Origin of the sequence: Legionella israelensis, assembly GCF_004571175.1 — a bacterium.
Classification (GTDB): Bacteria; Pseudomonadota; Gammaproteobacteria; order Legionellales; family Legionellaceae; genus Legionella_D; species Legionella_D israelensis.
In genome coordinates this window covers 220,071-231,873 of sequence record NZ_CP038273.1, presented here as the reverse complement: position 1 = coordinate 231,873, position 11,803 = coordinate 220,071, and the positions used below count along the sequence as shown (strand labels likewise).

Here is an 11,803-nt window from a genome sequence, read left to right as displayed (position 1 = left end):
TAAGAGCAATTGTCAGCCAGGATTTTAACCCATCCTCTTTGAACGGTCTTTTCCTTATTTCTTGAGTTCTTCTTTGAATAATTGATTAACCTGTTCAGGGTTTGCTGTTCCTTTACTTTGCTTCATGATTTGCCCCACAAAAAAAGCAAGAAGCTTTTCTTTTCCAGCTTTATAATCTGCGGCCTGCTGAGGGTATTTTTTTATCGTATCTTGAATTAATTTTCGAAGATGTAAGTCATCATCCTGTTGTTGAAAACCTTCGGTTTCCATTATTTTTTCTACGTTTGTTTCGCCAGCCCAGAGTCTGGAAAATATTATTTTTGCCATGTGATGGTTGATTTTTTTTTCCGTTAATAAATTAAGAAGGGCGGCCATTTGTGAAGCGGCTACGGGAGGCTTTTCAAAATTATGATGCGTTTCATTAAGGGCCGCTGTATATTGGCCTTTTAGCCAGTTAATAATGAGTTTTTCATCAGCTTTTGTCTGTCCTCTGATGGCAATAAAAAAACGATATACGGCAGGTGAGGAAAGAATAAACTGTATATCTTCCTCAGTCATTAATGGATTTTTTGCCATTTCTGCTCTTATGCACTCTGGTCGATCAGGCATATTGTTTTTTATTTTTTCAATGTCTTCACTCGTGATATGAATTGGCAATAAGTCCGGGTCAGGGAAATAGCGGTAGTCAGCTTCCGTTTCTTTTTTCCTGAGCAATTGGGTGGTTCCTGTCTCCGGACAAAATAATCGTGTCTGTGCAAGTACAGGTTGACCATTTTCCAACAACTCCTGTTGCCTGGCTTGTTCATATAAAATAGCCTTTTCAATAAATCGAAAAGAGTTAAGGTTCTTTAACTCGGCACGAGTGCCAAATTTTTCTGAGCCTTTTGGCTTAAGGGATAAATTAACATCACAGCGAAAAGAACCTTCCTGCATGTTTCCATCACAAATATCAAGAAACCTAACCAACAAATGAAGTTTTTTCAAAAAGCTAATGGCCTCGTCGGCTGAATTCATGCATGGAGCCGTTACAATTTCAAGTAAAGGGGTGCCAGCACGATTTAAGTCAATACCTGTATAATGGTTATGAATATTGTGTATTGACTTACCCGCATCTTCTTCCAGATGAGCTCTGCTAATCAATATTTGTTTTTGATTTTTGAATCCCTCATTAATAAGCAGATAACCATTGCTGATAATTGGTCGTTGATATTGGCTTATTTGATATCCTTTTGGCAGATCAGGATAAAAATAATTTTTTCGCTCAAAGGTTGAAAAATTATTAATTTCTCCATCAATTGCAAGACCAAATCGAACAGCTAAAAAGACGGCTTGTTTATTCAATACAGGTAAAACACCAGGTAAGCCAGCATCGATAAAGCTGGTTTGGGTATTAGCCTTGGCGCCGAAATCGGTGGGGGCACCGGAAAAGAGTTTTGAAACTGTTTTTAACTGGGCATGAATTTCCAGACCAATAACTGTATCCCATTCCATATCTAACCTTATTCTGTTGGATGAACTTGATGCCAGTGTGTTCGTTGCTGATATTGATGTGCAATGTTCAGCAATTGATCTTCACTGAAAAATCGTCCGGTTAACTGTAAACCCACAGGAAGACCTTGAGAAAATCCTGCCGGTATGGAAATTGCAGGAAGGCCGGCAAGATTAGCGGCAACAGTGAATACATCCGCAAGATAATTTTGCACTGGATCGCTGTGTTTCTTTTGCTTAAAAGCACAAGTGGGCGCAGTGGGTCCAAGAATGACATCGACCGTTTTTAAGCTCTCCAGTAATTCATTTTGAATGAGACGGCGTATTTTAAGTGCCTGTAAATAATAAGCATCAAAATAGCCGGTCGATAAAACATGGACTCCGGTTAAAATACGTCGTTTAACTTCTAAACCAAAACCTTCATTACGTGAATGCTTAATCATATCATGTACCGTATCAGCCTTTTTACTTCGATGACCAAAACGGATGCCATCATAGCGTGAAAGATTGGATGATGCCTCAGCACAGGCAATCACGTAGTAACAGGGAACCCATAAAGATTCAAGTGTTAAATTCAGTTCAACAATTTCAGCGCCTTCCTGCTCATAGAGCTTTGCAGCATCATAAATCAATTGTTGAACGTTAGCATCCACTCCTGGTCGAAAAAAACAAGAGGGGAGGCCGATTCGCAAATTGGCTAAAGGTTTGTTCAGGTTAAGGCTATAATCGGGAATGCTGTGATTGACGGAAGTTGAATCTTTAGGATCATGTCCTGCCATGGCTTGTAAAATATAGGCTAGATCTTCGGCGCTTCTCGCCATTGGCCCTGCCTGTTCAAGACTTGAAGCATAAGCCACCATACCATAGCGTGATAATAAACCATAAGTGGGTTTAATCCCTGAAATGCCGCAAAAAGCGGCTGGCTGCCTTATGGAGCCGCCTGTATCTGTGGCTGTGGCAAATGGTATGAGAGAAGCTGCTACAGCCACAGCCGATCCACCAGAGGAGCCGCCGGCAACCCGTGAAGTGTCCCAGGGATTTTGCACAGCACCGAAAAAACTCTTTTCACTGGAAGAACCCATGCCAAATTCATCCATATTGGTTTTTCCGAGCATCACTGTTCCTTGCTCATCCAGCTTTTTTACTATGGTTGCATCAAAAGGGGATACATAATGAGATAACATGTTGGATGCACATGTGGTTGGCAGGTGTTTTGTGCAGAAAATATCTTTGTGAGCCATGGGAATGCCTGTTAAGGTATTGGTCTGACCTTTCTGAATAGACTGATCTGCAGCTTTTGCTTTTTGTAAAGCTTGTTCTTCATTTGTACAGATAAAAGCATTTAATGACTGATGTTGTACGATTCGTTTCAAAAAATATTGCGTCAGTTCAACACTCGATATTTCACGTTGATGAAGTGCTTCGGATAATTGCTTTATCGATAATCGATGCATAGACTATTTCCCGGAATCAATCACTTGAGGAACAAGATAATGGCTATTTTCTTCATCAAACAAAGGGGCTATTTCTTCCAGTTCAGCTGCACAATTTTCTTCACTGATCACATCTGCTCTTAAGGGTTGGTGAAGATCAAAAGGGTGGAACAGTGGTGCGGTGCCATTTGTGTTGACTGATCTTAACTGCTCAACAAAATCCATGATTTTATTGACATCCTGCCCTAGAAGTTCACTTTCATTTTCTATATCCAGACAAGCCAGCTCGGATATTTTTTGCAAATCTTTTGCTTTAAGCGTCATTATGCCACCTATTTTGAAAAACGGTCATTATATCGGTTAAAAACAAATTCTGAAATCTCATATTTTAAATGAATGAGAAGATAAACTCATATTTCCCGCAATTTTTATTGTTTACTCATGTTACGAGCTTCGTTTTTTTGCCTCTTTGGACGCAATTTGGAATTTCAAATGCTCATTTACTCCATGTACACTGTGCTTTAAAATTCCAAATTGCGTCCAAATGTTCTAAAAATACCATGCTGCGTAACATGAGTTAAAAAAAGCACGCCACATTCCCTTTTTTATTAATATTGTATACAGTAAGATAATCCGTTTTCACGTTTTGATGCTAAGAGTAATTCATTTATGTTTCGGTCTGTTAAAACATCAGGAGGAGTGAATATATCAATCACTCAGGAAAAACTTATTTATGGACAGGCTATTGAATCACTTATTGATAAATTGGATGCACATCAAGGTGCTTTATTTGCTTCGAGCTATGAGTATCCTGGTCGCTATACCTGCTGGGACATTGGTTTTTTTAATCCACCCTTGGTTATTGAATGTCGACAGAAAAAAATCCGGATTAAAGCCTTAAATTCACGCGGCAAAATATTAATGCAAATCATCTCTCCTTTATTGCATGGATTAAACATGGCTGTTCTGGTTTCAGAGTCACAGGAAAACTGTGAGCTTGAAATCCTTACATCTGAATCTTTCTTTAGTGAGGAAGAGCGGAGTCGTCAACCTTCAGTGTTTAGTGTATTAAGGGAATTAATAGCCTTCTTTAAAAGCCCTGATGAACCTTATCTTGGAGTTTATGGTGCTTTTGGTTATGACCTTATTTTTCAATTTGAAGCCTTGCACAAGCATCAAGTGCGGGATATGGAACAACGTGACATGGTCCTGTATTTACCCGATGAAATTTACGTTGTGAATCATCGTAAAGAAGAGGCGTTTATAAGACGTTATGAGTTTGAATATGGTAAGAAAACAACCGCTTATCTTACACGTGAGGGTACTGGATATCCATATTACTCTGAAGATAAACCAACAAAAAAGGCCGATCATGAGGTGGGTGAATACGCCAGAATTGTGGAATTAGCAAAAGAACGTTTTGCTTGCGGTGATCTCTTTGAAGTTGTTCCAAGTCAGACTTTTTATAGTCATTTTACTGAGCAGCCTTCCAGTTTGTTTCGTCGCATGCGCCAGTTAAATCCATCTCCCTATGGCTTTTTTATCAATCTTGGAGAAGGAGAATATCTGGTTGGTGCTTCTCCAGAGATGTATGTCCGTGTTCAAGGCAATCGTGTAGAAACCTGTCCTATTTCCGGTACGATTCAAAGAGGAACCAATGCTATAGAGGATGCTAAAAATATTCAAAGACTTTTAGATTCAGAAAAGGAAGCCTCTGAGCTGACCATGTGCACGGACGTTGATCGAAATGACAAATCTAGGATTTGTGAAGCGGGGAGTGTAGAAGTCATTGGTCGACGTCAGATAGAAATGTATTCGAGACTGATTCATACTGTTGATCATGTAGAAGGAACGCTCAGAAAAGAATTTGATGCGATTGATGCTTTTTTAACTCATATGTGGGTTGTGACTGTAACTGGCGCTCCCAAGCTATGGGCAATGAACTTTATTGAAAAACATGAAAAATCACCGCGAAAATGGTATGCCGGTGCAGTTGGATGGATGGGATTTGATGGCAATATGAATACCGGCCTGGTTTTACGAACCGTCCGTATTAAAAAAGGTATCGCTGAATTAAGGGTAGGGGCAACACTTTTGTATGACTCTAATGCTGAAGCTGAAGAGCAGGAAACAAGGCTGAAAGCTTCTGCATTTCTTGATATGCTGAACAATAACAAGCCTTTCACGTCCGCGAAAAAAAGCCACTTAAAGACAGGTGTGAATAAAAAAGTACTGTTGATCGATCATCAGGATTCATTTGTGCATACTCTGGCAAATTATTTTCGACAGACTGGCGCTGAGGTTATCACGGTTCGTTTTGACCGATGTCTTGATTACTTGAAAGATCATCGTTTTGATCTGGTCGTTCTTTCTCCGGGCCCAGGAAAACCTGCCGATTTTAATATTAGTCAAACCATTTCAGCCGTTTTATCACATGGCATGCCTTTATTTGGGGTTTGTTTGGGACTACAGGGCATTGTTGAATATTTTGGCGGTTCATTGGGCGTGCTGGACTATCCTATGCATGGTAAGTCGTCTTTAATTCAGGTTCAGAAAGATACACCGCTTTTTCATGGTCTGGGGAAGTCTTTTAGTGCTGCGCGATATCATTCTCTCTATGCTTTCAGAGAACATCTTCCTGAAGAATTGATCATCACAGCTGTAAGTGGGGATGATAATGTTATTATGGCCATCACACATCAGTCATTACCCATTCATGCCGTGCAATTTCATCCCGAAGCACTACTTTCCTTGCCTGAAAATGCAGGAATAAAAATAATAACTAATTTAATGGACATGGTTGGTTTGAATGCGTGATAAGCTACTGATTATATATGGTATTTCCATTCTTCTTGGAATTGCTACTGGACTTATTGGCTCGTTATTTCAACTGGCCATCAGTGGTTTGAATGATGTACTGGTTATTTTTTTCAATTTTTTTCAAAGCATGGGTTGGCCTGTGCCTCTGATGTCTGCATTAACTTCCATGATCATGGTCGTGATGGCATGGATTTTAGTTAAATATTATGCTCCTGAAGCATCGGGCAGCGGTGTCCAGGAAATTGAAGGTTCTTTATTGCATGAACGGCCTATTTTCTGGAAGCGATTAATTCCTGTGAAATTTTTTGCCGGTGTTTTGGCCATTTCTGCCAAAATGGTGATAGGTCGTGAAGGTCCAACGATTCAAATGGGCGGCAATCTCGGTGAAATGTTTGGTGACTTAATGCATATTCCAAGACATCGTCGAGATACTTTGATTGCTGCTGGAGCTGCTGCTGGACTTGCAACAGCTTTTAATGCTCCTTTGGCAGGAGTGCTGTTTGTGCTTGAAGAAATGCGCAATGAGTTTAATTTTTCCTTTACCAATTTTAAAATGGTTGCTATTTGTTGCGTAATGGCAGTTATCACTTTACATTTGATTATGGGTGCACATCCTGCGATTCCAATGAATATTTTTTCTCCTCCCGATATGGGCTCACTCTGGCTTTTTTTCCTTTTTGGAATTCTTGTTGGTTTTGTTGGCCTGTTGTTTAATAAAATACTAATGAGTACTCTTAATAATCTGGATTTACTTCATAGATGGCTGCGAATATTGTATGTGCCTTTTGTCGGTGCTCTGGTAGGGTATTTAGCGAGTGTTTATCCTGATGCTGTGGGTGGAGGGTACAGTATTATTCAGAATTCTTTAGCGATGCCACTTGGTTTCAATGTGTTGTGTTTATTGATTCTGATTCGCTTTGTCACGACCATGATGTGCTATTCGACCAGTGTTCCTGGAGGTATTTTTGCTCCAATGCTTGCTCTTGGAACTTTGCTTGGACTTGCTTTTTCTCATATGTTTCAACCGCTGATTCATGACTTGTCTGTACATTCTGGTATGTTTGCTGTAGCAGGAATGGGTGCACTTTTTGCTGCAGCTGTTCGTGCGCCAGTTACCGGTATTATATTGGTAGTGGAAATGACGCAGAATTATTTATTGATTTTACCCTTAATGGTAACCTGCTTGACCTCAACCACTATTGTCCAGTTGGCCGGTAATCCACCTATTTATACCCAGCTCTTACGTCGTACTCTAAAACTGCAAAAATTAAAAACATGATTAAATGATGCGCAAAATAATAAAAAGCCGTACCGGAACTATAGAAAGCTTGGATTCCTATTTTGAAGTCGATATACTTTGCGATTATGCAAGTAATCTGGTTGCCTGATGGCAAGTTATCTTAAGCACTATAAAACAGCCTGGTTTTTTATTGTTCCCCAGTTGCTGGTCACTTTGGTGTTTTTTATATGGCCAGCTTTCAGCGCTGTGATGCAATCTTTTTTTTATTCCGACCCTTTTGGTTTGAATCGTCATTTTGCTGGTTTCGCTAATTATTTAGACCTGTTTCATGATCCTGCTTATGGTAAAGCCGTTTGGATCACATTCATCATCGCCTTTTTTGTCACAATATTAACCATGGGATTTGGCTTGCTTTTAGCTTACCTTGTTCAACAACGACAAAAGAGTCAGGCTATTTATAAATCCATGCTCATCTGGCCTTATGCCGTTGCTCCTGCTGTAGCTGCCATCTTATGGCGTTTTTTATGCCATCCGACCCTGGGTTGGCTGGCACAGATTTTGCAAAAAGTAGGTATAGATTTTGATTATCTTAAAAATCCGCTGCAGGCAATTTCTGTTGTGGTGTTGACAGCAAGCTGGCAGCAATTCAGCTATAATTTTTTATTTTATTTTGCTGCCATTAAAGCCATTCCACAATCACTAATTGATGCAGCAATTCTTGATGGGGCCTCTAGCTGGCGTCGCTTTTACCAAATCATTTTCCCCTTGCTTTCACCTACCACTTTTTTTCTCCTTATTATGAATCTGATTTACGGGTTTTTTGAGACTTTTGGTATTATTCACGTCATGACTCATGGAGGACCAGGAAACAGTACCACCAATTTAATTTATAAAGTATATCAAGATGGATTTATAGGTATGGATGTAGGCAGCTCATCGGCACAGTCAGTTTTGTTGATGTTGATAGTGGTGGGATTGACTTTAGTGCAATTTAAATTTATCGAAAACAAGGTTCATTATAAATGAGTCTCATAAAAAAATCATTGCCTGTAAACATTTCTGCTGTCTTGGCCACAACATCTCGATTTTTTGTGCGTCGGTGCTCATATGCTGTGCTGCAATGCTCGAAAATCAAGGTCTTGGGGCTCAAACTAACAAAATGTCTACAGACTCTGATTCCTCATATCTTTTTATCTCTGTTTGTAATAATGCTTTTTTTACCATTGTATTTGGCTTTGGTGGCTGCCACTCATGAAGGTTCTGCCTTAATGCACACACCTTTACCTCTATGGCCAGGGACTGAGTTTTTTAAAAACATGAAAACTGTATTAACCTCAGGCTTAGCTGTGACCGGCGGTGAACCAATTTTAAATATGTTATGGAACAGTTTAATCATGGCACTTCTTATTGCCGGCGGTAAAATTGTTCTTGCTTTATGCTCAGCCTTTGCTTTGGTCTATTTTGATTTTCCATTTAAAAAATATTGTTTTGCTCTCATCTTTTCCACCATGATGTTGCCTGTGGAAGTAAGAATCGTTCCCACCTTTCAGGTCATTGCTTCATTTGGCTGGCTAAACTCATATTCCGGACTCACTTTGCCTCTCATGGCTTCGGCAACAGCTACTTTTTTATTTCGACAGTTTTTTAAAACTGTGCCAAGTGAACTGGTTGATGCGGCAAAACTTGACGGTGCAGGGCCGCTTCGCTTTTTTTGGGATATTTTGCTACCTTTATCACGAACGCAGATGGCGGCATTATTTGTTATTTTATTTGTGTATGGCTGGAATCAGTATTTATGGCCACTCGTTATCACTACAGAACCGGATATGGCAACTATTGTAATGGGTATTCGTTATGTGGTAGGAGTGGCTGATCAGGTACCTCAATGGCATTATATTATGACCATGGCAATTATTGCTTTGGTGCCACCCTGTATGGTAGTTATGTTGATGCAGTATTGGTTTGAAAAGGGGCTCAAGTAAAATATGGCTGCGGTTAGTCTAATAAATGTCAGCAAGCACATTAAGCCTCACTCCATTCTCAATGAAATTAATTTAAGCATTGAAAAAGGAGAATTTATGGCTGTCGTTGGCCCTTCCGGCTGCGGTAAGTCAACCTTATTAAGGTTGGTTGCCGGATTGGACTCAGTGAGTAGTGGGGAAATATTAATTAATAATCAATGTGTTAACAAAACTCCTGCCTCCAAACGAGATATGGCAATGGTTTTTCAAAGTTATGCCCTTTATCCTCATATGACCGTATTTGACAATATGGCTTATGGCTTGAAAATGAGGCGATTAAAAAAACAGGAAATATTCAAGCGGGTTGAAGAAGCCGTTGAAATGTTGCAACTTAAAGAATTTTTATGTCGTAAACCGAAGGAATTATCCGGAGGACAAAGACAGCGTGTTGCCATGGGACGAGCCATTGTGCGTTCTCCAGCGGTTTTTTTATTTGATGAACCCCTATCTAATCTTGATGCAAAATTACGTACTGAAATGCGCCATGAGATAAAAAAACTTCATCAACAACTTAAAACCACATGTTTATATGTAACGCATGATCAGACAGAAGCTATGACAATGGCTGATCGCATTGTTATTCTCAACAAAGGTTATATCGAACAGGTAGGTACACCGCAAGAGATTTATCAAAAACCGGCTTCTGTTTTTGTTGCAGGGTTTACTGGACATTATCCCATGAATTTTTTTCCTGCCCGCCTATGTGCGCAAGGAAAAAATATTGAAACGAGCATAGGTTTGTCTTATACCTTATCAAGTCGGTCTGATGAAATCTCACTCGCACAGGAGTTGTTAATGGCTGTCAGGCCGGAACACTGGCTGGTGAAATCCGATGAAGACAAGAATTGTATAAAAGCTAAGATTAAATATATAGATGACATGGGAGCAGATAAGCTGGTCCAGGCAACTGATTTATGTCAGGGCATTGATGTGACAATAAGAGTGCCGGCAGATTGGAAATTCCAGGATGAATCTATTTATATCGGTCTACCGGATAAAAAAGTCCATTTATTCGATTTAAAGACAGGCGAGCGTGTCGGAGATTGATTGATGAAAAAAGAAAAAGCTGGTCTTAAACCTATTGATAAGCCCGTATTTGGTTACTGGCAGGCTTTATATCGAGCATTTTATTCGAGCCGATTATACATTGATGTTGGTAAGCGATGGAAAGGATTCGGCTTTTTGTATTTACTATTGGTTATTGTTTTATTTTCAATTCCTTTAACTGTACAGACCATTGCTTATTTTAATCGCTTTTACACTCAACAGATTGTTGAGCCACTGAGAAAAATACCGACTTTGTATATTCAAAATGGAGAAGTCAATTTTGACAAACCTATGCCTTACTTCGTAAAAAATGAAAAAGGCAAAGTTCAGGTCATTATTGACACAACAGGCACCATTTCAAATTTAAGCCAAAATTATCCAGAGGCGAGTATTTTGATAACCAAAAACAAGCTTTATTTCCGAACACCCCAATCACCTCTGCAATATACTTTGCAGGACAGTTCCGACAGTCAGTCGGTATATGTGGAAAAACTGGATAAAAACATGAACCAGGTTTTTAACGGCGAGGAATGGTTGAAAAATAGTCAGGTTATATCGCTTAAGTATCTTTTTATCGCTTTAGTGCCGCCTGTTGTCATAGGCTTCTTTTATGTCATGTTTGCTATTTTTATACCGGTACTGGCTTTATTAGGACAGGTGTTCTCACAAGTCTTTTTTACTTTCAAAATCAGCTTTAAACAATCCTGTCGTTTGCTCATGGTAGCGGGAACTCCAGCCATTTTATTCTTTTTAGTGGTCTTGTCCCTGCCTATCAGAATTCCCGCTGCGGGGCTTATTCTGCTGATTATTTTATCCATATACTTTGCTTTTGCTCTCATGTTTTTGAAACGCGAAAGTCGACGAGTAGTCCGTCAGTGAAAGATTTAATTCATTTTGCACATGGAAACGGTTTTCCTGCTATGTGTTATAAGCAACTTCTGACAGAGCTGGCAAACAAATTCAATTATTGTTATATCGATCGTATAGGCCATGATCCTGGTTTCCCGGTTACAGAAAACTGGAATTATCTTGTTAATGAGATATTAACCAGTGTTCGTGCACAAGGGAAACAACAACCGGTTATTGCTCTTGGCCATTCTCTTGGTGGTATCCTAAGCTTGCTGGCAGCTATAGAAGAGCCCGGTTTATTTAAAGCCGTTATTATGTTGGATTCCCCTTTTATTGGCCCGTTTAAATCCAGTATGGTTCGATTGGCAAAGGTATTAGGTGTGATTGATCGTGTTACTCCGGCATTCAGAACGCGCGGAAGACGCCAACATTGGCAAAATAAAGAACAAGTGCTGGCTTATTTAAAAACTCGTGATTTATTTAAAACATTCAGTGAAGAATGTTTACAAGATTATGTGAATTATGGGCTGGAAAAACGAGAAGATAGGTTTCATTTACGCTTTGATAAAGATATTGAATACCGTATCTATAGAACCATTCCACACACTTTGCCCCATTATAAAGGAAAATTAACAGTACCTGTTGCCTTAATATATGGTGACAAAACAAATATAGTAGATAAAATGGATCTAAGATATATGAAAAAGAAGTTTGGTATACAGTGCTTTGCAACAAAGGGTACTCATTTGTTTCCAATGGAATACCCACAAACTGTAGCTCAAAAAATTATGCATGTGGTGGATGCTATAATTTAAGGATAAGTCACTCTATCATTGTAAAAAATTCCCAAGAATAAACTGGGTTTATTTCCTCGGGTATTTTTTTCGTAATGATAGAATTTAATT

At 39.3% G+C, this 11,803-nt stretch carries 10 protein-coding genes; 7 read left to right on the top strand and 3 right to left on the bottom strand.

Annotation, left to right across the window (positions count from 1 at the left end):
• Positions 1-54 precede the first annotated feature (54 nt).
• From gatB to gatC, 3 genes are read right to left on the bottom strand one after another with little or no spacing between them, the layout of a single operon-like run.
• Entirely contained in the window at positions 55-1,491 is a 1,437-nt protein-coding gene (gene gatB, locus E4T55_RS01005; RefSeq protein WP_058501460.1) for an Asp-tRNA(Asn)/Glu-tRNA(Gln) amidotransferase subunit GatB, read from the bottom strand.
• 8 nt (positions 1,492-1,499) lie between these two features.
• Positions 1,500-2,942: an Asp-tRNA(Asn)/Glu-tRNA(Gln) amidotransferase subunit GatA gene (gatA, locus tag E4T55_RS01000; RefSeq protein ID WP_058501459.1), complete on the bottom strand. Its 1,443-nt coding sequence runs from the start codon at positions 2,940-2,942 to the stop codon at positions 1,500-1,502.
• A 3-nt stretch (positions 2,943-2,945) separates the two neighbouring features.
• Positions 2,946-3,245, bottom strand: coding sequence for an Asp-tRNA(Asn)/Glu-tRNA(Gln) amidotransferase subunit GatC (gene gatC, locus E4T55_RS00995; protein ID WP_058501458.1), 300 nt, complete (start codon positions 3,243-3,245; stop codon positions 2,946-2,948).
• Between the two features lie 345 nt (positions 3,246-3,590).
• Between gatC and E4T55_RS00990 the strand changes: the two genes are divergently transcribed.
• The 7 genes from E4T55_RS00990 to E4T55_RS00960 all read left to right on the top strand — a co-directional run bounded on the left by E4T55_RS00990 (position 3,591) and on the right by E4T55_RS00960 (position 11,713).
• The gene (locus E4T55_RS00990) at positions 3,591-5,738 is read left to right on the top strand and encodes an anthranilate synthase component I (RefSeq protein WP_058501457.1); all 2,148 of its coding nucleotides are present in this window, start codon (positions 3,591-3,593) and stop codon (positions 5,736-5,738) included.
• On the top strand, positions 5,731-7,020 hold the full coding sequence (clcA, locus tag E4T55_RS00985; RefSeq protein WP_058501456.1) for a H(+)/Cl(-) exchange transporter ClcA: 1,290 nt from the start codon (positions 5,731-5,733) through the stop codon (positions 7,018-7,020). Before E4T55_RS00990 ends, clcA begins: the two co-directional genes overlap by 8 nt.
• Before the next feature lie 108 nt (positions 7,021-7,128).
• The gene (locus E4T55_RS00980; protein WP_058501455.1) at positions 7,129-8,007 is read left to right on the top strand and encodes a carbohydrate ABC transporter permease; all 879 of its coding nucleotides are present in this window, start codon (positions 7,129-7,131) and stop codon (positions 8,005-8,007) included.
• Between the two features lie 182 nt (positions 8,008-8,189).
• Positions 8,190-8,963, top strand: a complete 774-nt coding sequence (gene ugpE / locus E4T55_RS00975) for a sn-glycerol-3-phosphate ABC transporter permease UgpE (protein WP_238583416.1) — start codon at positions 8,190-8,192, stop codon at positions 8,961-8,963.
• 3 nt (positions 8,964-8,966) lie between these two features.
• A complete protein-coding gene (locus tag E4T55_RS00970; RefSeq protein WP_058501454.1) occupies positions 8,967-10,049 on the top strand; it encodes an ABC transporter ATP-binding protein in 1,083 nt (360 codons plus the stop codon).
• Positions 10,050-10,052: 3 nt separating this feature from the next.
• Positions 10,053-10,928, top strand: a complete 876-nt coding sequence (locus E4T55_RS00965) for a DUF1189 family protein (protein ID WP_058501453.1) — start codon at positions 10,053-10,055, stop codon at positions 10,926-10,928.
• Positions 10,925-11,713 carry an alpha/beta fold hydrolase gene (locus tag E4T55_RS00960; RefSeq protein ID WP_058501452.1) on the top strand — a complete coding sequence of 263 codons (789 nt, stop codon included), beginning with the start codon at positions 10,925-10,927 and terminating at the stop codon, positions 11,711-11,713. The genes E4T55_RS00965 and E4T55_RS00960 overlap by 4 nt, the downstream gene beginning before the upstream one ends.
• Positions 11,714-11,803 lie beyond the last annotated feature (90 nt).